18 protein-coding genes are annotated in these 21591 nt (G+C 66.3%); 11 read left to right on the top strand and 7 right to left on the bottom strand.

The window, feature by feature from the left end:
* Positions 1 to 110: 110 nt before the first annotated feature.
* The 4 genes from IQ782_RS25235 to IQ782_RS25250 all read left to right on the top strand — a co-directional run bounded on the left by IQ782_RS25235 (position 111) and on the right by IQ782_RS25250 (position 4239).
* A complete protein-coding gene (locus IQ782_RS25235) occupies positions 111 to 1157 on the top strand; it encodes a type 2 periplasmic-binding domain-containing protein (protein WP_194137443.1) in 1047 nt (348 codons plus the stop codon).
* 78 nt (positions 1158 to 1235) lie between these two features.
* The gene (locus IQ782_RS25240; RefSeq protein ID WP_194137444.1) at positions 1236 to 1655 is read left to right on the top strand and encodes a tripartite tricarboxylate transporter TctB family protein; all 420 of its coding nucleotides are present in this window, start codon (positions 1236 to 1238) and stop codon (positions 1653 to 1655) included.
* A gap of 10 nt (positions 1656 to 1665) precedes the next feature.
* On the top strand, positions 1666 to 3162 hold the full coding sequence (locus IQ782_RS25245) for a tripartite tricarboxylate transporter permease (protein ID WP_194137445.1): 1497 nt from the start codon (positions 1666 to 1668) through the stop codon (positions 3160 to 3162).
* A gap of 39 nt (positions 3163 to 3201) precedes the next feature.
* A complete protein-coding gene (locus IQ782_RS25250) occupies positions 3202 to 4239 on the top strand; it encodes a LacI family DNA-binding transcriptional regulator (RefSeq protein WP_240989567.1) in 1038 nt (345 codons plus the stop codon).
* A 187-nt stretch (positions 4240 to 4426) separates the two neighbouring features.
* Here the strand turns inward: IQ782_RS25250 and IQ782_RS25255 are convergent, their stop codons facing one another.
* The 4 genes from IQ782_RS25255 to IQ782_RS25270 form a co-directional block, all read right to left on the bottom strand.
* The gene (locus tag IQ782_RS25255; protein WP_194137446.1) at positions 4427 to 5935 is read right to left on the bottom strand and encodes a tripartite tricarboxylate transporter permease; all 1509 of its coding nucleotides are present in this window, start codon (positions 5933 to 5935) and stop codon (positions 4427 to 4429) included.
* A gap of 1 nt (position 5936) precedes the next feature.
* Positions 5937 to 6434, bottom strand: coding sequence for a tripartite tricarboxylate transporter TctB family protein (locus tag IQ782_RS25260; protein ID WP_194137447.1), 498 nt, complete (start codon positions 6432 to 6434; stop codon positions 5937 to 5939).
* A gap of 123 nt (positions 6435 to 6557) precedes the next feature.
* Positions 6558 to 7544, bottom strand: coding sequence for a tripartite tricarboxylate transporter substrate binding protein (locus IQ782_RS25265; RefSeq protein WP_194137448.1), 987 nt, complete (start codon positions 7542 to 7544; stop codon positions 6558 to 6560).
* A gap of 60 nt (positions 7545 to 7604) precedes the next feature.
* The gene (locus tag IQ782_RS25270) at positions 7605 to 9314 is read right to left on the bottom strand and encodes a thiamine pyrophosphate-binding protein (protein ID WP_194137449.1); all 1710 of its coding nucleotides are present in this window, start codon (positions 9312 to 9314) and stop codon (positions 7605 to 7607) included.
* 150 nt (positions 9315 to 9464) lie between these two features.
* Between IQ782_RS25270 and IQ782_RS25275 the strand changes: the two genes are divergently transcribed.
* Positions 9465 to 10157: a GntR family transcriptional regulator gene (locus IQ782_RS25275; RefSeq protein ID WP_240989568.1), complete on the top strand. Its 693-nt coding sequence runs from the start codon at positions 9465 to 9467 to the stop codon at positions 10155 to 10157.
* A gap of 60 nt (positions 10158 to 10217) precedes the next feature.
* Here IQ782_RS25275 and IQ782_RS25280 read toward each other — a convergent pair whose 3' ends face one another.
* Positions 10218 to 11090 (bottom strand): VOC family protein, encoded by an 873-nt coding sequence (locus IQ782_RS25280; RefSeq protein WP_194137450.1) that lies wholly within the window; start codon positions 11088 to 11090, stop codon positions 10218 to 10220.
* Between the two features lie 604 nt (positions 11091 to 11694).
* Entirely contained in the window at positions 11695 to 13812 is a 2118-nt protein-coding gene (locus tag IQ782_RS25285; protein ID WP_194137451.1) for a gamma-glutamyltransferase family protein, read from the bottom strand.
* Positions 13813 to 13906: 94 nt separating this feature from the next.
* Between IQ782_RS25285 and IQ782_RS25290 the strand changes: the two genes are divergently transcribed.
* Genes IQ782_RS25290 through IQ782_RS25305 form a run of 4 tightly spaced genes read left to right on the top strand, consistent with a single transcriptional unit; the run spans position 13907 to position 17888 of the window.
* Positions 13907 to 14695, top strand: coding sequence for a GntR family transcriptional regulator (locus tag IQ782_RS25290; protein ID WP_194137452.1), 789 nt, complete (start codon positions 13907 to 13909; stop codon positions 14693 to 14695).
* Positions 14696 to 14733: 38 nt separating this feature from the next.
* Positions 14734 to 15672 carry a tripartite tricarboxylate transporter substrate binding protein gene (locus IQ782_RS25295; protein ID WP_194137453.1) on the top strand — a complete coding sequence of 313 codons (939 nt, stop codon included), beginning with the start codon at positions 14734 to 14736 and terminating at the stop codon, positions 15670 to 15672.
* Entirely contained in the window at positions 15669 to 16292 is a 624-nt protein-coding gene (locus tag IQ782_RS25300) for a hypothetical protein (RefSeq protein WP_194137454.1), read from the top strand. Before IQ782_RS25295 ends, IQ782_RS25300 begins: the two co-directional genes overlap by 4 nt.
* Positions 16293 to 16304: 12 nt before the next feature.
* Positions 16305 to 17888, top strand: a complete 1584-nt coding sequence (locus IQ782_RS25305) for a tripartite tricarboxylate transporter permease (protein ID WP_194137455.1) — start codon at positions 16305 to 16307, stop codon at positions 17886 to 17888.
* A 110-nt stretch (positions 17889 to 17998) separates the two neighbouring features.
* Here the strand turns inward: IQ782_RS25305 and IQ782_RS25310 are convergent, their stop codons facing one another.
* The gene (locus tag IQ782_RS25310; RefSeq protein ID WP_338092648.1) at positions 17999 to 18496 is read right to left on the bottom strand and encodes a MarR family winged helix-turn-helix transcriptional regulator; all 498 of its coding nucleotides are present in this window, start codon (positions 18494 to 18496) and stop codon (positions 17999 to 18001) included.
* Positions 18497 to 18664: 168 nt separating this feature from the next.
* Here IQ782_RS25310 and IQ782_RS25315 point away from each other — a divergent pair, with 168 nt between their 5' ends.
* Both IQ782_RS25315 and IQ782_RS25320 read left to right on the top strand, forming a co-directional pair.
* Positions 18665 to 19855: a hypothetical protein gene (locus tag IQ782_RS25315; protein WP_194137456.1), complete on the top strand. Its 1191-nt coding sequence runs from the start codon at positions 18665 to 18667 to the stop codon at positions 19853 to 19855.
* Positions 19855 to 21090 (top strand): M20 family metallo-hydrolase, encoded by a 1236-nt coding sequence (locus IQ782_RS25320; protein ID WP_194137457.1) that lies wholly within the window; start codon positions 19855 to 19857, stop codon positions 21088 to 21090. The genes IQ782_RS25315 and IQ782_RS25320 overlap by 1 nt, the downstream gene beginning before the upstream one ends.
* The last annotated feature ends 501 nt before the right edge of the window (positions 21091 to 21591 follow it).

Here is a 21591-nt window from a genome sequence, read left to right on the forward strand (position 1 = left end):
TCAGGTGTGAATGTGGTCTTTCTTTATGTATGCGCTTGCATGGCGCGGGGCGAGATTGGAGACGCCCAAGGGGAACCAAAGGGCCGCAACCCGGCCACAGGGAGGACTTGATGACATTTACCCGCAGAACACTTCTTGCCGCCGTCTCGGCGGCCATGGTCGCAGCGCCGCTTGCCGCCGAGGCGCAGAACCTGCCGCGCAACATGCGCATGGTGATCGGATCGACCTCGACCGGCGGTGACACCTACCAGAACTCCGCCATCGTCGCCGAGGCGCTTGCGGAAAAGCTGGGCATCAATATCAAGGTCGATGCGGTGGGGGCCTCCGAGGGCTTCAAGGCACTGGGTCGCGATAAGCGCGGCACCACCATCATGATGTTCCACGATCAGAGCTTTCTGGGGAACCTCTATGGCGTGACCGGCTACGCCGATCCGTTCGCCGACTACCTCGTCGGCCCCACCGTGGCGATCAACCCGGGCAATGCCTACCTGGTGCCCGCCGACAGCCCGTACCAGTCGATGGAAGACATCTTTGCCGCTGCCGAGGCGGGCACGCGGGTGCGCGTCGCGATCCAGCCGGGCGGCGTGTCCGAGATCGGCTTCACCGCGATGAAGAACGCCGCGCGGGTGCGCGCGCCGGGGTCCGAGGCGAACATCGTCGCGGTCAACACCGGCTCGCAGTCCGACAAGAACCAGGCGATGTGGGATGATCTGGCCGATGTGATCAACGGCTCGATCCAGGCCAACGAACAGTTCACCCAGCTTGATCCCTCGGACGAGAAGGCCATGCGCTTCGTCTGGATCACCGCGCGCCCCGAGACGCTGGAGCAGGCCCCCGAGGCCGGCATGGGCGGGACCACTCGCGCCGACATGCTGAGCTATGCCAGCCCCGAGACCAGCGTGACGCTGGACGGGTCCGAAGACTTCACCTTCGACAAGGAGTTCTTCCTGCTGTTCAACAAGGACATGGACCCCGAGATCATCACCGCCATCGACACGGCGCTGACCGAGATCTATTCCGAGGGTGCCATTCAGGAACGCCAAAAGGCCTCTTTCTTCATTCCCGACTTCCTGCCTTCGGAGGAGGCGCGCGAGCACCTGACCAAGAAGCGCGACACCTACAAGCAGGTGATTGACGACATCACCTCGGGCTCCTGATCCGCCGGATCCCGAAGACCCGGCCGGGCATAGCCCTGGCCGGGCGCTCTGACGCTTGCCACCCATAGGGAGGACCCAATGGGCGACCTTACCCGTGTGACCATCGACTTCGACACGTCACACCTGATCTTTCCCACCCTCATCGCGATCGTCCTCGGCCTGCTCGGCCTTGCCATCGTGATCCGCGACCGCGCGCGCATCGCCGCGGCGGGCAGCTACTGGCGCGCCTCGTGGTCGGCAATGGACAAGCCGCGGTTCCTCGGCGCGCTGGCGCTGACGCTGCTGTATTTCTCGCTGATGGTTCCGGTGGGCGACATCTGGCCCAACACGGGCATGGGCTTCCTGCTGTGCTCGATCCCCTACGTGCTGGCGACCGGCATCCTGTTCATGCACGAACGGAGCCTGCGGCAAATCCTGCCGCTGCTGATCGTCGCGGTGGTGGGCCCCACCTTCGTGTGGTGGCTGTTCACCTATCCCCTCTTCCTGACTCTGCCCTGAGGTTCGGCCCATGTTCGAGATCCTTACCCCGCTTTTCGTCTCGCTGATCGTCGGCGGCACGCTTGTCGGCATCATCTTCGGGGCGATCCCCGGCATGACCGCCACCATGGCCGTCGCCGTCTGCCTGCCGCTGACCTATTCGCTGGGCCTCGAGAACGGGCTGGCGCTGCTGCTCGGGCTCTACGTCGGCGGCATCTCGGGGGGCCTCGTGCCCGCCATCCTGCTGGGCATTCCCGGCACGCCGAGCTCGATCACCACAACCTTCGACGGCTATCCCATGGCGCAGAAGGGCGAGGGCGAGAAGGCGCTGCGCATCGGCATCGTCGCCTCGCTGGTCGGCGGTCTCATCTCGCTGCTCGTGCTCGATCTCTTCGCGCCGACGCTGGCCGATTTCGCCATCAAGTTCTCCTACGTCGAAAAGTTCCTGATCATCTTCTTCGCCCTCACCGTCATGGCGGCGCTGTCCTCGGACATGCTGCTGGGCATCTTCTCGGGCGTGCTGGGGATCTTCGTGGCACTGATCGGCACCTATGACATTTCGGATGGCGGCAACGGCAACCTGCGGCTGGTGCCGCCGGGCACCGAATACTGGCTGGAGAGCGGCTTCTCGCTGCTGCCGGTGCTGATCGGTCTTTTCGGTTTCGCCGCGATCCTCGAGCAAGCCGAGATCGGCGTGCCAAAAGGCCACTCGTCCAAGGACATCAACGTCGGTAAGCACTCGCGGTTCTCCTTCGGCATCTTCAAAGGCCAGAGCATCAACCTTGTGCGCTCCTCGCTGATCGGCACCTTCATCGGCATCCTGCCGGGTGTCGGCGGCTCGGCGGCCTCAATCATCAGCTACACCAATGCCAAGACCTTCTCGAAGACGCCCGAGCGCTTCGGCAAGGGCGAGCCCGGCGGCATCATCGCCTCGGAGGCGGGCAACAACGGGCTGACCGGCGGTGCGCTGGTGCCGCTGCTGTCGCTGGGCATCCCCGGGGATTCCACCACCGCTCTGCTGATCGGCGCCTTCACCCTTCAGGGCGTGCAGGTCGGCCCGCTGTTCATCGGCAACAACCCCGGAACGTGGGACGCGATGATCATCGCCATGCTGATCGCCAACATCGCCATGTTCGCGATGATGTACTTCGCGATCCGCTACTTCGCCCTTGTGGTCACGATCCCTAAGCACATCCTGTTCCCGGTGATCCTGATGATGTGCGTGATCGGAGCCTACACGATCAACTACGGCATCATGTTCGACGTCTGGACGCTGCTGATCTTCGGGGTGCTGGGCTGGCTCTTCACCAAGCTGCGGCTTGAGGTGGCGCCCTTCATCATCGGCTTCATCCTCGGGCCGTCGGCGGAGGTCTACTTCGTCAAGAGCCTCGAGAGCTTCGGCGATGTGACCATCTTCTTTACCAAGAGCTGGATCGCGGTGATCCTCTGGGTGCTGATCATCGGCTCGGTGGCAGGGGCGGTGCTTATGGCGAGAAAGAACCGGCAGATCGCGGAAGAGCCCGTCTGAGGCTTGCGCCCGCCACCGGCTGGATCAAAGATGCGCGCGATGAATGACGATCAAGCGAAAAAGCCGCGGGCGGCCCGGAAAGGGCAGGGCCGCGGCGTCACCATGGAAACGGTGGGACGGTTGGCCGGCGTGAGCCAGGTGACGGTGTCGCGCGCGCTGTCGGATCCCTCCAAGGTCTCCCCCGCGACGCTGGCCAAGATCCAGGAGGCGATCGCCCAGACAGGGTTTGTGCCAAACGCGCTGGCCGGGGCGCTGGCCTCCAGCAAGTCGATGCTGATCTCGGCGTTGGTGCCCTCAATCACCAACATCGTCTATTCCTCGATGGTGAAGGCCTTCTCCGAGGAGATGCGCCGCGAGGGCTATGAGATCCTGCTGTCCGAGACGGGGTTCAACGCCGAGGAAGAGGAAAAGCTGATCGCCGCGCACCTGTCACGCCGCCCCGACGCGATGTTCCTCACCGGAATCCACCACAGCGCGCAGGCACGCCGGATGTTGCTTGCTGCCGAGATCCCGGTGGTCGAGGTCTGGGATATCACCGATAGCCCGATTGATTTCTGCGTCGGTTTCAACCATGCGGAGACCGGCCGTGCCGCCGCCGAATATGCGCGTCGAAAAGGCTTTGCGCAGGTTGGCGTGGTCTCTGCCGGCGACGAGCGGGCGCAGCGTCGTGGTGACGCCTTTGTGCGCGAATGGGAACGTGGCGGCGGTGGTCGGGTCTACCGCGCCTTCTTCGATGCGACGGCGACGCTGGCGAATGGCCGCGCCGGGCTGCTCCGCCTGCTCGAACAGGGTTTTACTGGCGGCCTGGTGCATTGCTCTTCGGACCTTCTGGCACATGGAGTGATGATCGAGGCGCGGGCACGCGGGCTCGACGTGCCAGGGCAGATAGCGGTGCTCGGTTTTGGCGACCAGCCGTTCGCCGACGCGGTCGAGCCGCCGATCACCACGGTGCGCGTCGATCTTGCCGCCTTTGGCCGGGCCGCGGCGCAAGCCATGCTGGGACCTCTGCGCGGCGACCGCAGCGGACCCGCGATCATCGACCTCGGCTTTGAAATTGTCGAGCGGAAGTCCGCGTAGATTTCATGGTTCTGTCGCGCGAATGGTCCTTACGTTGAAGAAAATTCACTCGACCTGCTCCGGTCGCTGACTGAGATTCGGGCGTCGTCTGAAAAACGGCCGGGGCATCGCGGGATAATACTGCGTCTACCATGTCTCTGAGCCGTCGTTGGGCGCAAGTACGGCCATCGGTCGACGGCTGCGAGATCTACGCCCCAGCCTTAGCCTTCCGCGCCGGACCTATCCGCAGCATCCAGATGAAGCCGAGCGTCAGCAGCAGCAGCACGAGGCTGATCGGGCTGGTCACGAAGATGCTGGGGTCTCCCTTGGAGACGATCAGCGACCGGCGCAGGAACTCCTCGAAGTAGGGGCCGAGGATGACCCCCATCAGCGCCGGGACCACCGGGTAGCCGCAGACCCGCAGCAGCATGGCAAGCACGCCGATGGCCAGCGCCACCCACATCTGGAAGATCGAGAAGGTCGAAGCGTAGACGCCGACCATCGAGATCATCCCGATGAAGGCATAGAGCACGCCGCGGTTGATCCGCGAGAGGCGCAGGTAGACCGGGCCGAAAAGCAGAACCGACACGAAGATTAGCAGCGAGGCGACGAAGAGCGCCGCGAACATCGGCGAGACCACCATGAAGTTGTCCGACAGCAGCGTCGGTCCCGGCACGAGCCCATGCAGCAGCAGCACGCCGAAGATGATCGCGGTCACCGCGTCGCCGGGAATGCCCATGGTCAGCAGCGGAATGATCGCGCCGCCGCAGACGCCGTTGTTCGCCGCCTCCGAGGCGGAAAGCCCCTCGTAGGAGCCCTTGCCGAACTCTTCGGGCTTCTTCGCGCTGCGCTTGGCCTCGGCATAGGCGATGAACGAGGCCATAGAGGCGCCGCCGCCGGGCAGCATGCCGATCAGCACGCCGAGCACCGAGCTGCGCAGCATGGCGAAGAGCCCGACCTCGCGGATCCGCGCGCGGCTCGGCAGGAAGTCGCGACGGCGCGGCGCGGGCAGGTCGGCCACGGCCTGCGCCTGGCTCAGCCGGGCGGGCATCCCGGCCTGTGCGATCAGCTCGCAGACGGCGAAGAGCCCGATGACGGCGGGCAGGAGGTTGACGCCCTCGATCAGGTTGTAGCTGCCGAAGTCGAACCGGCCCTCGGGCAGCATCGGGTCGATGCCGACCGTGGCGATCATCAGGCCGATCGCCATGGCGGTGGCGGATTTCAGCAGCGAGCCCTGCGAGACGATGGTCACGGTGACGATGGCCAGCAGCACCAGCGAGAACTTGTCCGGGGTCTGGAAGAGCAGCGCCACGCTGCTCACCGGCTTGGCGAGCGCGATCAGGATGACGACGCCGGTCAGCCCGCCGATGGTCGAGGCGAAGGCGCTCATGCCGAGGGCCTGCGCGCCCTCGCCGCGCTTCATCAGCGCGTGGCCGTCGACCGTGGTGATCGCGCCCGAGGGGGCGCCGGGGATGTTCAGCGTGATGCCGGTGATCGAGCCCGCGTAGAGCCCGGCCATGTAGATCCCCGCCACCATGACCAGCGCGTCGGCGACGTCCATGCTGAAGGTGAAGGGCAACAGCAGCGCGATGGCCAGCGTCGCGGTCAGCCCGGGGATGGCGCCGAAGAGGAGGCCGAGGAGGAAGCCGCCGATGAGGTAAAGGAAGGTCACCGGATGCAACAGCATGAGGAAACCGTCGACGATTTGCGCGGCCATCTCAGAACTCCCAGAGCGGCAGGTAGAGGTCGAAGAGCTGGACGAAGAAGAGCCAGCCGAAGAGGGTGACGCAGAGCCCGGTCGCGACGCCGATCAGCGCCGCCCGGCGCAGCTTGCCGTTTTCCTCGAAATTGAAGCAGCCGGCGATCAGCGCGGTGTAGACGAAGGCCGCGGGCAGGTAGCCGACGTAGAAGAACCCGAGGATGAAGCCGGCGGTCAGCGCGATGGCCAGCACCGGGCCGAGCAGGCCGACGCGGGGCACGTGGTCGGAGCCCTCGGCGGCGGCGGCGGGCTTGCGCAGCTCGGCGCCGAGGATGCAGACCACCGCGACATAGACGAAGCCGCAGAGCAGCGAGGGCAGGAAGGACGGCCCGGGCTCGCCGGTGGCGAAGGGGCGGCTCATCTGCAGGATCTGGCTGGCGTAGACGGTGTTCCCGGCGAGCAGCAGCAGCGCAAAGAGGATCTGCCGGGCGGACCGCGGAGAGGAGGAAGTGGACATCGGAGGGGTCCTTTGTCTTGCGCGGGGGCGCAAGGCGCGTGCCGCAGGGAACCGGGTCCGCGCGGCGGCGCATCGAAACGAAAAAGCGGGGCCCGCGCGGTGGCGGGCCCCGAGGGGGGGGGATTACTTGCTCAGAAGACCGTCGGCCACCAGCTCGTCGGTCAGCGCAAAGGCCTTTTCCTGCGAGGCCTTGACGTAGGCGGCGGTGTCCTCGGCATTCATCCAGACCGCGCCCATGCCGGTGTCCGCGGCGACCTTCTGGAACTCGGGATTGTCGAAGACCTTGGCGAAGGCGGCCTCTAGCGCGGCGCGCTGCTCGGCATCCACCTCGGCCTGCGTGGCGAGCAGGCGGAAGCCGCCCCAGACCACGTCATAGCCGCTTTCCTTGAAGGTCGGCACGTCGGGGAACTCGTCCGAACGCGCGTCGGCCATCACCGCCAGCACGCGGGCCTGGCCGGACTGGATCGCGGGATAGGCGGCCGAGATGCTGGTCGAGGCGGCGTCGGTCTCGCCCGAGAGCAGCCCCTCCATCTGCGGGCCCGAGCCCTTGGGATAGGGCACGTGCTGCACGTCGATCTCGGCCTGCTTGGCGAAATCGAGCGCCGGCAGGTGCCAGACGCCGCCGATGCCGACGTTGGAGATCTTCAGAGTGCCGGGGGCCGCCTTTGCCGCCGCGACGAACTCGTCGAGCGTGGTGAAGGGCGCGTCGGCGCGCACGATGATCGCCGTCGGGTGGACGGTGACCGCGCCGAGATAGGCGAGCTGCTCGGTGTCATAGCCGGGGACAAGCTCGTTGTAGGGCACGGTGATCACGCTGTCCCAGGTGAGCGAGCCGATGGTGTAGCCGTCGGGGCGCGACTTCATCAGGCGCAGCGTGCCGACGCCGCTCTGCGCGCCGGTGATGTTCTGGGTGTTGACGCCGACGCCGAGCGGCTCCTCGGCGAAGCTGAGGAAGCTGCGCATCACGGTGTCGGTGCCGCCGCCGGCGCTCCAGGGCATGATGTGCATGATGTCCTTGCTCGGGTACTCGGCCGCCTGGGCAGGGCCATGCAGCGCGGCCGTCAGGGTCGCGGCCGCGGCGAAGAGCTTCGTCACATCCAGTAGTTTCATGGGGAGTCTCCTGTTGGGGGAATGGCAGTCCGGTCTTGTGGCTTGGGGCTGGGTGCCGGATCAGTAGAAGTAGGGGAGCTTCTTTTCCTTCGCGGCCTCGATCCACGGCGGAACGAAGGGCACGATCTTGTCCTGCGAGGGCACCCGCATCTCGATGAAGCTGGCGCCGGGATGGGCGATGGCCTCGGCCAGCGTGGCCTCGATCTGGTCCTCGGAGGTGATGCGCGCGGTCCGGAAGCCGAAGCCCTCGGCGACCTTCACGTAGTCCACCGCGCCGAAGTCGGTGGTCCAGGGCGCGTCGACGTCGTCGAGCAGGATCGCCTCGCCGCGGATCCAGCCGTAATTGTCGTTGCGGGTCAGGATCACGGTGATGTTCTTGCCGCTGCGCTTGATGGTCTCGAAATCGCCGAGCACGAAGGCCAGCGAGCCGTCGCCGGTGAACGAGATCACCGGCCCGTCATTGGCGAAGGCCGCGCCGATCCCGGCGGGGACGGAATAGCCGAGCGCGCCCATCGAGTAGTTGGTGATGTAGCGCCGTCCGGCCTCGCGCACCGACAGCAGCGCCGAGGGGTAGATCGCGGCGACGCCCGGCTCGGCGGTGACGATGGCGTTCGGCGGCAGCAGCTTGTCGAGCGCCTGCGTCAGCTTGACTGGCGAGACGGTGCCCTCGGGCATCTCGATGTTGGAGTTGAACACGGCGTCGAGCGCGGTGCGCTTCATCTCGGTCAGATCGAGCGTCGGGCGCGAAAGGCCCGGGTGCTCGGCGCGGATGAGCTCGACCATGTACTCGAGCGTCGCGCGGGCATCGCCGACCATGCCGACCTTCAGCGGGTAGTTGTTGCCGACATGCGCCTCGGCGACGTCGAGCTGCAGGAAGGTGGTCTCGGCCGGATCGCCGTAGAGCTTCCAGTGGTTTGTGCCGCTCGAGTCGGTGTTGGAGCCGACGAAGAAGATGCAGTCGGCCTCCTTCACGTAGGTGTTGGAATACTCCATTCCGCCGCGCGCCCCGACGACGCGCAGGGCCAGCGGGTGAGTCTCGGGGATCGTGCCCTTGCCGGGGGTGGTGGTGCCGACGGGGATCTGCAGCAACTCGGCCAGCGCCAGCACCGCCTCGCCGGCGCGCGAGATGAGCGCGCCCTGACCGCAGACGATCGCCGGCTTCTTCGCCGCCAGAAGCACGTCGATCGCCTTGCGGATCTTGCCGTGGTCGGCGACCGGGCGGTGCGCCGGGTAGCGGCTGTAGTCGCTGTCGGCATAAAGATCGGCGATCTCGGCCTCGTCGTGAAAGACGTTGATCGGCACGCGGATGTGCACCGGGGCCGGACGGCCCGAGGTGGCGACGCGGAAGGCCCGGCGCAGCAGGAAGGGGATGTCCTTCACGTTGGTGAGATAGAAAGATTCCTTGCAGATGCTCTCGTACATCGCGGTCTGGTCGACCCCGGTCAGCCCGTGCTTCTTGTCCTGGTTCACCGGGATGTCCGAGCTGAAGAAGATCACCGGCACCGAGGACAGGAAGGCCTCGGTGATGCCCGGCGTGCAATGGGTGACCCCCGGGCTCGGCGCCTCGAGCACGGCGGGACGGCCGGTGATCTTGGCATAGGCCTCGGCGGCGTAGGAGGCGGTGCGCTCGTCACGCGTCAGCACGTATTCGATGTCGGAGCTGCTCTGCCATTCCTTGTACCAGCCGATCGTGGTCTCGCCCGGTAGGCCGAAGACGTGCGTCACCCCATGCAGTTCCAACATCTTCAGGATGACCTGCGCGCCGTTCATCACATCTCCCAAAACACTCTCCCGGTTCAGCATTCATATCCGCGTTCTTTGCTGTATACAGGTTAGCACGCATATCGGAGTGCAAATCAATTGTTTTTTTTGTGGCGGCTGCTAAGATGACGGCAAGGCTCAAGGTCCAGGAATAACAACTTGGAAAACATAAGTAAAAACAGTGGCTCAGTTGAGCGCGCCTATACCCTGCTGAAGGAGATGGCCGCCAGCTACGAGTTCAAACCCGATTCGAGATTGAACGAGACCGAGCTGGCCAAACGTCTGGAAACCAGCCGCACGCCGCTGCGCGAGGCGCTGAACCGGCTCGTGGCCGAGGGGTTCCTGACCTTCCGCAGCGGGCAGGGGTTCTTCTGCCGCTCGCTGACCTCGGCCGAGATCATGGATCTCTACGAGGCGCGGGCGGCGATCGAATGCGAGGCGACGCGCCTCGCGGCGCTGCGCGCAAAGTCCGCCGATGTCGAGGCGCTCGAGCGCTACCTGCTCGGCGCGGGCGCGGAGTACCAGCCCGGCAAGTCCGCCGTCGAACTGGTGCAACTGGACGAGGACTTCCACCTGCGGCTGGCCGCGCTCTCGGGCAATGCCGAGATGATCCGGATGCTCGAGAACATCTACGGCCGGATCCGCTACATCCGGCTGATCGACCTCAAGACCCTCTCAGAGAGAACCGGGCCGGAAGTGGTCACCACCGAGCCGCACATGCGCATCCTGAAGGCGGTGAAGCGACGCGATCCCGAGGCGGCGCAGGCCGAGATGCGTGGGCACATCGAGCGGCGCCTCGAGGCGGTGACCGAGAACGTCCGCAACGCCTTCGCGCAGCTCTATACGGCCTGAAGCGCGGCAGGGCCCGGGCCGGGCGGCGGCATGCGTCGCCGCGCCGGTGGCGTGGCGCGGTCAGGTGGGTTCGAAGATCCAGACACCGGCCCCAAGAGCGGGCCCGAAGGGCAGGGTGAGCGCGCCGTCCACCCATCTCGCACCGGGCCTGTCCGCCAGTGCCGCCGGGTCGCGCATGGCAATCCGCAGGCCGACGAAGACCGACCGCCCCAGCTCGACCGCGGAACCGACAAGCGCCGTCGCCGCGGCCTCGGGCAGGATGTCGAGCGCGCCGCGGTCGAGCGCGATGCGCAGGCCCGCCCCGAAGGGCTCCGCCGCCCGGCCGAGGCAGCGCACAAAGCGGGCGGCGGTCTCCTCCGGGTCCGGGGCCGAGACGAGGATCGCCTCGAGCGAGGCCGCGCCATTGGCATGGCGCATCCAGCGCGGTTGCCAGAGCGCCGGGGCATTGTGATGGGTCAGGAACTGCACCCGCCCCTCGGGCATGGTGCCGGCGGCGAGCCGGGCAACGGTAAAGGCCGCGGTCTCGTGGCCGCTCTGCGTGGCGACCTCGCGTTTGAAATGCACAAGTGGTCGCATCGGGGCGCCGAGGGCGTCCAGATGCGCATGGTGCGCAGCGGCATCGGGCACCGCGAAGGCCGCGAGATGCAGCCCGGCGCGGCGCTCGAGCGCAGCGAGGAATTCCAGCCCGAGCGGCGTGTCGGCGGTGTGGACGAGAAACTCGAGATAGCCCTCGGGCAGCATCACGCAGATGTTTCCCGTCCCGGTCAGCGCCTGCGCCCCCGACACCGGGTCCGGCTGCACCTGCGCGGAGAAGGGTGTGACCGTGAACCCAAGCGCCTCGAGTTCGGCGCGCGCCGCATCCGCATCGGCCGCGAAGTGCCCCGAGTGATCAAGGCCGATCGGGCCGGTGGCTGCTGGCAGGTCCTGAGGCATGGGGTGACTCCGGTATTTGGATTGGGCGGCGCGCGGCCACTACCTCATGCACGTTGCTGCCACGGACTGCAATTTGGAGTTCCTCCAACGGCGATGGTGTGCCGCGCAGAGGGGTGTTCTGTGTCGCTGCTGCCGTGGCAGGCCGGGCGTTCGCCGCCGAGGCCTGTCGTCCAGCTCGCCGAAGGTCTAGGCTCCGCCCAAAGCGCGTCCAAGCTGACCGCCTCTCGGATGGGGCGCAGGGCGCAGGGAGCTGCGCGGGTAGTGTCATGGATATGGGAGCTTGCGGTCTGTTCGGGGTGAGAACAAGTGATCTGCCAGCTCTACTTACTCAAAACAAGCTACATAATTTGGCCTTATCCGCGCGGTGTATTCATTCTGCCGCCCCAATGCAGGGCGTTTGTCTAGAACGTCCATGTCGTGGCCCGCCGATCAACGTCTGTTCCCCTCCTGGTGCTTGGTGACACCTGTCGCTGCCTAGAGAATGCGTTGTTCGATCCGCGGCGGGTACGTCGAGCCGACCGGTTATAAACGCACCCCAAGCTGTAGCGAGAGACTCAAATGGTCGGTGCCGCTGTGGCCAAGCGAGCGAAAGTCTCCCGCGAGGCTATTCCAGCTTTCCGCGACGGGCGAGGGCTTGGGCGCACCTGCGGCCACGGGCGATTTCTTCGGCGGAAAACGCCGGGGCGTCGCGCAGGTAGTTGATCGTCCCAAGCACGCGGTCCTCCGCAACCACAGGAACATTTAGCACCGCCTGCAGCCCGAGGCCGAGGATGGTCTCGTGGTCCGAGAACGCCCAGGCGATGTCCCGGGGTCCGAACCCGGTGTTGACCTCGCGGCGCATCAGCACCTTCTCGCCCCAGGCGGTGGCGCGCTTGGGTTTGCGGCCGCTCACCGGATAGACCTCGGGCAGGGTGGAATAGAGCCGCTCGACCTCCATCGCCTCGGCGTGGAAGCGCATCGCGGTGAACAGCCCGTTGGGAATGGCGGCATCGCAGAGCGCGTAGGCTTCGGCCAGCGGTGTGGCGGGATCCGCGATGCGGGCGAGGTCGGCCCGCGGTTCGGGGGCGGTGCCGGTGGCGGCGGTCCCGGCGCGGCGGGTGTCGGCGATGGCGAGGGGGCCATCGGGGCCGCGCAGGGCGATGCAGATACCCCCGGCCATCCATGTTTCCTGCGGCCAGGCCTCGAGGTCGTGCCCGCGCTTGGTCAATTCGTCGATCTGGGCGGCGTCGAGATCGGCCTCGTAGAGCACCTTGTTGGGGTGCACGTCATGCGGCGCGAAGCTGCCGGGGAAAGCATAGGTGGCGACGCGAGGCGCGCGCACGGCGTCTTCGGGCGCCATGCCGAGATCGAGCATGTTCAGCAGCACCTGCGTCATGGCCTGGACCTGTACGTCGCCGCCGGGGGTGCCCATGGCGAGCCAGGGCTTGCCGTCCTTCAGCGCGAGGATCGGGTTGGGCGTGAGCCGCGGCCGCTTGCCCGGCGCGAGGGCGTTGAGGTGGCCGGGGATCGATCGCGACTGCGACCCGCGCGAGGACACCGAAAGACCGGTGCCGGGGATCACCTGCGTGTCGTAGCTGGGATCGCTCGGCGTGGCCGAGAAGATGTTTCCCGCGCCGTCGATGACGCTGACATGCGAGGTGTCGGCGCAGCCGACGTGGAAGACCGCGGGAGCGCCGCTTGGGGTCGCAGGGATGCCGGGGGCGGGGAGCGGGTTGGAGTGCGCGCCGATTCCAGAAAGCCGATCGGCGAGGAACGCGGGGGCGAGCAGCGCGTCGGGGCGGACCGCCATGTGATCGGGGTCGGTAACGAAAGCCTCGCGGTCGGCGAAGACGCGCTTGAGCACCTCGATCAGGAAATGCAGGTCGAGCGCGCCGTCGCGGATGGCCGCGCCGGGGCCGGCGGCCTCGATCATCGCCAGGGTCTCGGCCATCGAGATGCCCTGGCACCACGCGCCGCAGCAATGCACCTCGGCGCCCCGGAACCGCACGGGCACCGTCGGCTCCTCGCGGACCTCGTAGCCGGCGAGGTCGGCCGCAGTGAGCAGGCCGCCGTTTGCCTGGTGGAAAGCGACGATGCGCTCGGCGATGGGCCCCTCGTAGAAGGCGGCACGCGCGGCGGCCAGTCCCGCCCGGCGGTCACCGGGACAGGCGGCCTCGGCGGCGATCATCTGCTCCAGTGTCCAGGCAAGGTCGCGCTGGACAAAACGCTCGCCGACCACGGGCGGACGGCCGCCGGGCAGGAAGATCTCGGCGGTGGAGGGGAAGCGGGCGTATTTTTCCTGCCTGGAGGCAACGAAGTCGGCAAAGAGCGGGTAGACTTCGAAGCCGTCGCGGGCGGCCTTCAGGGCCTCCTCGGCGATGTCGGCGAAGCGCAGGGTGCCCTTTTCGGACAGTGCGCGGATCCAGCTTGCGGGAGCGGCGGGGATGACGGTGCGCAGGAGGCCCTCGGGCACGTGCACGCCGTGTGCCTGGTGCATTGCCTCGACATCGGCGGCGGCGGGCCAGCCTCCGACGCCGTCCTGGCTGGTGACCTGGCCCGTTGCGGCGTCGAACATGACGATGGGCGCGACACCGGCAATCGAGACGAGGTCGGGCTGGACCACGCCGAGCGTCAGCCCCGCGGCGACCCCGGCGTCCACTGCATTGCCGCCCGCCCGGAGGATGCGCTCGGCGGCGCGGGTCGCGGTGGGGTGTCCGGAGGCAATTGCCCAAGTTTCCGTCATGCCGTCCTGCCTTCCCTATAACTTCCTAGGTTTTTAGTCTAGGTTATTAACTACGTAGTTGACAAGCCCTAAGGCACATTACTACCGTCGTTGTATGAGTGACCCGATCAGCAAACTGTCCCTGGCGCCCCTGGCGGCGCAGTGGGAGGCAACCCCCGAGACCGGCGTGAAGTACCAGCGCCTGGCCGAGGCCTTCGCCGCCTGCATCCATTCCGGCACCTACATGCCGGGCGGTCACCTGCCCAAAGAGACCGAGATCAGCGAGGCGCTTCCGGTCGGCTTGTCGACGGTCCAGAAGGCGCTGGCGCAGCTGGTCGAGCAGGGGCTGATCATCCGCCGCCGCAAGCTCGGCAGTTTCATCGCCGACCTCGACCACCAGGTCCCCGAGGTCCACGTCTACCGGTTCCGCGATCCCGCGACGGGCGAAGAGATGATGCCCTTCACCCGCGTCGTGCGGGTACAGCGGGTGCTGACGGCCGAATACGGGGCGCTGCTCACCGGCTTCGAGGCGGAGGAGGTCATGCGCATCGACCGACTCGTCTGGGTGTCGGGGGCCTCGCCCGCCTACAGCTCTTTCTTCATGCGCTGCGAGTATCACGTGGAGCAGCCGGTCGAGGGGTCCGAGACCCTGCACGGCGCCTCGTACCACCGCCTGCTGTGGGAACGCTTTGGCATCCGCACCGCGCAGGTCCGGCACAGCGCCAGCGCCGAGCTGCTGTCGCGTCACGCCTGCGAACAGCTCGACCTCGCCGCGCCACATGTCGGGATGATCTGGGACGCGAGCGAATACGACCGCGACGGCCGGTTGCAGATCGTGCAGCGCTTCGAGCTGCCGCGCGGCCACCGGCCGATGGAACTGGTCGAGGGCAAGACCGGATTCTGACCCTAACGAAAAGCCTAAACACAACAGTGGAGATAGACATGAAAAAATCGCTTCTGATCGCCGTCTCGATGCTGGCCCTCGCCAGCCCCGCCTTCGCCGAATGGCAACCCGACGGGCCGATCCGCCTGTGGATCGGCTACGGCGCCGGTGGAGGCACCGATGTGCAGGGCCGCACGCTCGCGAAGGAAATCGAGGCGCGGCGCGGCTGGAAGGTCGTGCCCGAAAACAAGGCTGGCGAGGACGGCACGGTGATGTCGGCGCAGCTCAAGTCCGAGGCGCCGGACGGGCAGACGCTCGGCTTTGCAATCACCACCACCTACGACTTCGCGCCGATGAACAGCGATAACCTCTCGCCCGAGGATTTCACCTACATCACCACCACCGCGGGCTCGCAAATGGCCGTTCTGGCGCGCGCCGACAGCGGCTGGGAGACCCTAGAGGACCTGCAGGCCGCGGCCGCGGGAGGTGAGCAGATCGTCTGGGCGAACTGGGGCACGCAGGTCGAGGCCGGTGCCGAACTGGTGGCGCGCGGGCTGGACATCAGCGTCAACCACCTGCGCACGCAGGGCGGCAAGGGCGCGCTCAACGCGCTGGTGTCGATGGATGCCAACGTGGGCTGGGGCGGCGGCGTGCAGAAGCCGCTGGTCGAAGCCGGCGTGCTGAAGATCCTCGCCTCGGCCGAGGCGACGCCGGTCGCGCTCGACCCGGCGAAGCCTACGCTGAAGGACATGGGGATCGATCTGAACCTCGGCTACCAATACATCATCACCGCGCCGGACGGGCTGCCGGACGAGATCCGGGACGAGATCGGCGCCGTGGTGGCCGAGATCCTCGCCGACCCTGAGAGCGAAACCCGCCAGTTCATCGAAAAGCAGTATCCGCCCGCGCCGATCGTGACGCAGGGCGACGCGCTGCGCGAGCAGATCCTCGCCACCTACGCCTCCAACATCGAGATGATGAAGGCCTTTGCGCAATGACCGGCCGTCCCGGGGAAACCGCGGAATGCCGGCCCCCTGTCGGGCGCTGGAACCTCTGGATCGGTCTCGGCACGCTGGCTTTTGTGGCGCTGTGCCTGCTGGTCTGGTTTCCCCGGGACATCGGCAGTGGCTTTCTGCAGACCAATCTCACCGGGCGTACGGTGCCCGGTGACAGCTTCTTTCCCATCCTGCTGGTGGGTCTCATGGTGCCGCTCGCAGCGCTGCTGATCCTGAGCCAACTCGGCGCGAAGCGTGGGTCGGGCGGCGAGGAGGTGGGGCGCGTCACTCTGGGCAACCTGGGATTTCTCGGACGCGCACTGCTGCTGACCGCCGCGAGCCTGCTCGTGATGAACTGGACCGGCCCGGCGCTGGTCGGGCTGACCAACGCTCTGGGTCTCACCGATTTCAGCGGCTACCGGGCGGCTTCGGCGAGCTTCCCCTTCGACGTCTCGGGATTTTTCGTCGGCGGCACGCTGATGACCTGCGGCTTCATCCGGACCACCTGCCACCGGTTGCGGAAACGTCACGTGCTGATCGCCGCCGCTGCGGTCGCGGTGATGATCCTGATCTTCGACGGCCTTCTGGACAATATCCAGCTGCCCCCGAACGCCGACCTCTAAGGACCCCTCTTCATGGACCTTTTCCTACAATACGTCGGCCTCGGCGTAACTTCCGTGTTCATGGGCGCCGACGGTGCCCTGCAGAGCCTGCCAGCGCTGATGGTGCTGGTCGGGGTTCTGGTCGGCATCCTCATCGGCGCGGTGCCCGGCATGTCGGGACCCTTCGCCATGGCAATCGCGCTGCCCATCCTCGTGTCGATCTTCGGTTACGGCAACGACGCGCTCTACCCGGTGCTCGGCTGTCTGCTAGGCATCATGAAGGGCGCCACGGTGGGCGGCGCGGTGCCGGCGATCCTGTTCAAGACGCCGGGCACGCCTGATGCCTTCCTCACCACGCTCGACGGCTACCCGATGGCGCGCAAGGGCCAGGGCCGCAAGGCGATCCAGACCGCGCATTTCGCCTCTGTCATGGGCGACAACTTTTCGGACATCGTGCTGTTCATCGCGGCTCCGGCCATCGCCGTGGCGGTCGAGCGCATCCTCGGCCTGCCGGAGAAGTCGGCGCTGATCATCCTGTCGCTCTGCTTCATGGCGGCGGTGGTCGGCAGGGCGCCGCTGAAGGGGCTGATCGGCGGGCTTCTGGGCATGTTCGTCTCGCTCGTCGGCTCGACCATGTCGGGCAACGGTCCGCGGCTGACCTTCGGCATTCCCGAGCTTGGCAATGGCCTGCCGCTGACCTCGGCGGTGCTGGGGGTGCTGGTGATCTCGGAGGTGCTGATCTCGATCGAGGAGATGCATGACGCCCGCAAGGTCGACGCGCCGCCGCCCACCAGGCCCGAGATGGGCCCTCGGCTCACATGGGCCGAGCGAGCGCGGATGCTGCCCGGCATTCTGCGCTCTGCAACAATCGGCACGGTGATCGGCGCGCTGCCCGGGATCGGCACCACCACTGCCGCGACGCTGAGCTATGACACGGCCAAGCGGCGCTCGAAGACGCCCGAGGCCTTCGGGCAGGGCACGCCCGATGGGGTGGTGGCAACCGAGGCGGCGAATTCCGCCGTCTCCGGCGCCAACCTCATCCCGGTGATGAGCCTCGGCATTCCCGGCAACTTCGCGGCCGTCTTCATCATCCTTGCGGTGGAGACGATCGGCGACTTCTCCTTCGGCCCGCAGGTGTTCCAGTTCACCCCGATCCAGGAGATCGAGGGCTTTGACACGATCCTCAACACCAACCTCGTCATGGCCTTCGGCATGTTCACGATGATGGTGATGGCGAACCTCTTTAACTGGACGTTGGGCGGGGTGCTCATGGGCTTTCTCGGCCATCTCGTGCGCATCCCCAAGGAGCTCATGCTGCCGGTGATCCTGTCGGTATCGCTCACCGCGGCCTACGTGCAGGACGGCGGCTACCTCGGGCTGTTGACCGCCGGGGCCTTCGCGCTGATCGGCTACGCGCTGCGGCGGCTGCGGATCTCGATCCTGCCCTTCGTGATCGGCTTCCTGCTGGCGCCGACGCTGGAGGGGCTGGTTCGCGGCGCTTTCACCGCCTCGGGTGGGGATGCACTGTTCCTGTTCAAATCGCCGATCGCGGTGGGGATGCTAGCCTGCTCGGCCTTCCTGCTGGTCCGCATGGTGCGTCAGGCCAGGGGTGCATGACCAAACCCGCGGCATGGGTTGCCATCCTGCGCACAGTTACCGACCGCGCGAAGAACGGAAAACCGGGCGCATGCGGTACCGCGACGCACGCGCTCGGAACCCGGGCGGGTTCACTGCACACCGTCGGCAGAGAGTGCCGCTGAGTCAGCAAGCCCTCCGCCGAGGATCAGCTTGCGGCAAAGCTGCAGGAACAGGTCGCGTTCTTGATGCGTCAGAGCGCCAAAGATCTCTTCTTGGCGTTTCAGGACCCGCCCCTCGATCTCTTCGAGGACCCGCCTCCCTTGCTCGGTCGGGAAGAGCTGCTTTGCCCGCGTGTCCTCGTCGCTGGTTTCGACGGTGATCCAGCCGCGCTCGCGCAGCAGGGAGACCGCGCGGCTGACCGAGTTCTGCGGGCGGGGGAAGAGCAGCTGAATGTCTTTCGCAAGGAGCCCCGGAAAGCGAACCACCGCGTAAAGCGCCGACCAAGCATGCACAGGCATGCGGTAGGTCTTCTCGAAAAAGCGGTTAGAAATCTGGTTGTTGGAGAGAACAATGTAGCTCACCACCATCAGGTATCGCAGGTCGGACGCAAACGTCTCGCGCAGGATGTCGTCAGTTTCGTATCGCACGGTTTCACCATCTTGGCTTTAGGGAGAGGCGTCTGCGGTCTTGGCGCCCGGCATGGTTGCAATCTTTCGTTTTCTTGGCAGCAAGCATAGCACTCCTTGCGAAATACATCCATTTGGATGTAACGATCCGTCAATCGTTGCACCTGCCAGACTTGAATCGAGACCAGAATGCCCCAACTCGCCGCCTTTGCATTGCTGACGTTGATACTCTTCGTCGGCGACGTCGCCGCCACCCGGACCCGATCGCGACTGCCGTCAATCTTCGTCTGCGCCGTGCTGTTCCTTGTCGGGTACTGGACCTTCTTCCCGCAGGATATCGTACAAGTCGCCGGTTTCGGCACTCCGATCGTCTACCTGTCGATGTATCTGCTCATCACCAACATGGGCACGCTGCTCTCGGTCGGCGAGCTCAAGCGGCAATGGCGCACGGTGGTCATCGCTCTGCTGGGGATTGCCGGCATCGCCGCGATGCTGTTCACCGTCGGCCGGCTCTTCCTCGACTTCGAGACCCTCGTCGTCGTGACGCCGCCACTGACCGGCGGGGTGGTCTCCTCGTTGATCATGTCCGAAGCCGCGGCCAATGCCGGCTTCGAGAGCCTCGCGGTGCTCGCCATCCTGATCTACGTGATGCAGGGCTTCATCGGCTATCCGCTCACCTCCTGGATGCTGCAGCGCGAGGGACGTCGGGTGCTCGGCCTCTACCGCAGCGGCCAGTGGACCGGCGCGGCCAAGGTGGCGCAGGTCGCTCCGGCGAAGGCCGCCTCGGTGCCTGCCCTCTTCGCCAAGCTTCCGGCGGAGTACAACACCGTCTATTTCAAGCTGTTCCGTCTTGGCCTCGTGGCCTTCCTCGCCTGGGGGGCCTCACAGGTGGTGAAGCCCTATTTCGACATCAGTCCCTTCGTGCTGTGCCTCGTGGCCGGTGTGCTCGCCTCGTCGGTGGGCTTTCTGGAGCGGCAGCCGCTGCAACTCGCGAACTCCTTCGGCTTCGTCATCATGGTCCTGATGCTGTTCATTCTCGGCGGTCTGAACCGCGCGACACCCGAGATGCTCCTTGACCTTGCGGGCCCGATGTTCGGCGCGATCATCATCGGCGTGGCGGGCATGTACGTTTTCTCCTTCATCGCTGGAAAGCTGCTCGGCAGCACTCCGGCGATGGCTTTCGCGTGCTCGCTCACGGCGCTCTACGGCTTTCCGGCTGACTACGTGATCACCAACGAGGTGGTGAACGCGCTGTCCGACAAGGAAGACGAACGCGAAGTGCTCTCGGCGCACATGTTGCCACCGATGCTCGTCGCGGGCTTCGTGACCGTGACGATCGTGTCGGTGCTGCTCGCCGGTATCTTCGCGGGGCTCCTGTGATGGTCATGCACGCGCGCGAAACCCGCATCCGCGAGATGATCGAGGCGCTGGCCGCGTTTACTGCCAGCCCCGGCAAGGGCACGACCCGGCTAACCTACAGCGCGCAGCATCGCGCGGCTCTGGATTACCTTGTCGGCCGGATGCAGGCGGCGGGGCTGAGCACGCGGATCGACAGCGTCGGCAATCTCATCGGACGCCTCGAGGGCAGCGAGCCGTCGCTGCCTCCGGTCCTCGTCGGATCCCATATCGACAGCGTTCCGAACGGCGGGGCCTTCGACGGACCCGCTGGGGTCGTCGCTGGCATCGAAACCGCGTTCTGCCTGCAGGAGCAAGGCCACCGTCCCCGCCGCTCGGTCGAGGTGATCGTGATGATCGAGGAAGAGGGCGCGCGCTTCGGCGGCGGCCTGCTCGGCTCGCGCATCCTCACCGGGCAGGTCGACGGGGACGCGCTCGCGGGCATGGTCGATGGGAAGGGCGTTGCGCTTGACGAGGCAATGTCCGGCTTCGGCCTCGCACTGGAGAATGCGCCCGACGCAGTGATCCCCGAGGGCGGGATCCATGCCTTCCTCGAGCTGCACATCGAACAGGGCCCGGTGCTCGAGCAGACCGGCGATGCCGTGGGCGTCGTCACCTCGATCGTGGCATTGTCACAGCTTGAGGTGACGATCACCGGCACCGCCGGGCACGCCGGTACGACCCCGATGGCCGGGCGCCGCGATGCGCTGGTGGCCGCCGCCGGGGTCATCGCAGAGCTGCCGGACCTCTGTTCGAAGATCGATCCGCGAGCGGTCATCACGGTGGGCCAGATCGAGATTCAGCCCGGGGGCGCCAATGTCATTCCCGAGGCGGCAACCTTCAGCGTCGACCTGCGCGCGGACAGGGCCGCGACGGTCGCAGGCCTCAAGACGGCGGTTCGCGAACGGCTCGCCGCCCTCGAGGCATCCGGCTTCGGCGTTACGGTCTCGGAGCTGCTTTCGGTTCCCGAGACGCCGATGTCCGAAGACATCCGCAGTGCAATGATAGCCGCGGCCGAAGATTGCGCGTTCGCCTGGCGCCCGATGCCGAGCGGGGCAGGGCACGACGCCATGGTCCTGTCGAGGATTGCGCCGGTTGGCCTCGTTTTCGTGCCGAGCCGCAACGGCGTGTCGCACACCCCCGAGGAATGGACGGACTACGACCAGCTGGCGCGCGGGGTCGAGGTGATCTTTCGCACGACCAGAGCCCTGACGGCCTAAAGCCCGAGAGGTCCGGCACGCGCCCCGATCGGGGGGCGGATGCTGTCTGCGCGTGCCATCGAGGCGCAGGCCACGCGGGAAGGGACAAGAACGGCCCGCGGTTGCATACCGTGGACCTTCGTCGCAGACGCCTAGGGTTGTTGGCTGGGGTTTCCGTTCTGGCCAGAGCCCTTCGCCGCCGAGCTCCTCTGGTGCTTCAAGGTGGCTGCAAGAAACGGACCCGTCGGCTGCGTGCCATTTCTGACGCGGTGTAGATCCGGATTCGTGCCACGGCGTTCGAGAGGTGCTGTTTCTCGGGAAAGCCCGCAGCCTCTACATCACCAGGCTCGATTGCCTGGAAGAACTTCACTTTTCGTCCTGAACCGCTTCCAGAAGATCCGGGCCATTGGTCTGTGTGACATCACGGGCTCGATGACTTTCTCGAGCTCAATTGCGTTCGCTGCGGACGTATTCAGTGATGCCCGAGGCTGATTGCGACGTTATCATGATCGGCGCAGGTCC

It is taken from the genome of Salipiger mangrovisoli (genome assembly GCF_015223355.1).
Classification (GTDB): Bacteria; Pseudomonadota; Alphaproteobacteria; order Rhodobacterales; family Rhodobacteraceae; genus Salipiger; species Salipiger mangrovisoli.

Coding starts and splice junctions, on each gene's coding strand:
- IQ782_RS25290 (WP_194137452.1), top strand. CDS start 13,907: ATGAGTGACCCGATCAGCAAACTGTCCCTGGCGCCCCTGGCGGCGCAG.
- IQ782_RS25260 (WP_194137447.1), bottom strand. CDS start 6,434: ATGTCCACTTCCTCCTCTCCGCGGTCCGCCCGGCAGATCCTCTTTGCG.
- IQ782_RS25235 (WP_194137443.1), top strand. CDS start 111: ATGACATTTACCCGCAGAACACTTCTTGCCGCCGTCTCGGCGGCCATG.
- IQ782_RS25270 (WP_194137449.1), bottom strand. CDS start 9,314: ATGAACGGCGCGCAGGTCATCCTGAAGATGTTGGAACTGCATGGGGTG.
- IQ782_RS25245 (WP_194137445.1), top strand. CDS start 1,666: ATGTTCGAGATCCTTACCCCGCTTTTCGTCTCGCTGATCGTCGGCGGC.
- IQ782_RS25305 (WP_194137455.1), top strand. CDS start 16,305: ATGGACCTTTTCCTACAATACGTCGGCCTCGGCGTAACTTCCGTGTTC.
- IQ782_RS25320 (WP_194137457.1), top strand. CDS start 19,855: ATGGTCATGCACGCGCGCGAAACCCGCATCCGCGAGATGATCGAGGCG.
- IQ782_RS25285 (WP_194137451.1), bottom strand. CDS start 13,812: ATGACGGAAACTTGGGCAATTGCCTCCGGACACCCCACCGCGACCCGC.
- IQ782_RS25255 (WP_194137446.1), bottom strand. CDS start 5,935: ATGGCCGCGCAAATCGTCGACGGTTTCCTCATGCTGTTGCATCCGGTG.
- IQ782_RS25280 (WP_194137450.1), bottom strand. CDS start 11,090: ATGCCTCAGGACCTGCCAGCAGCCACCGGCCCGATCGGCCTTGATCAC.
- IQ782_RS25265 (WP_194137448.1), bottom strand. CDS start 7,544: ATGAAACTACTGGATGTGACGAAGCTCTTCGCCGCGGCCGCGACCCTG.
- IQ782_RS25250 (WP_240989567.1), top strand. CDS start 3,202: ATGAATGACGATCAAGCGAAAAAGCCGCGGGCGGCCCGGAAAGGGCAG.
- IQ782_RS25315 (WP_194137456.1), top strand. CDS start 18,665: ATGCCCCAACTCGCCGCCTTTGCATTGCTGACGTTGATACTCTTCGTC.
- IQ782_RS25240 (WP_194137444.1), top strand. CDS start 1,236: ATGGGCGACCTTACCCGTGTGACCATCGACTTCGACACGTCACACCTG.
- IQ782_RS25295 (WP_194137453.1), top strand. CDS start 14,734: ATGAAAAAATCGCTTCTGATCGCCGTCTCGATGCTGGCCCTCGCCAGC.
- IQ782_RS25300 (WP_194137454.1), top strand. CDS start 15,669: ATGACCGGCCGTCCCGGGGAAACCGCGGAATGCCGGCCCCCTGTCGGG.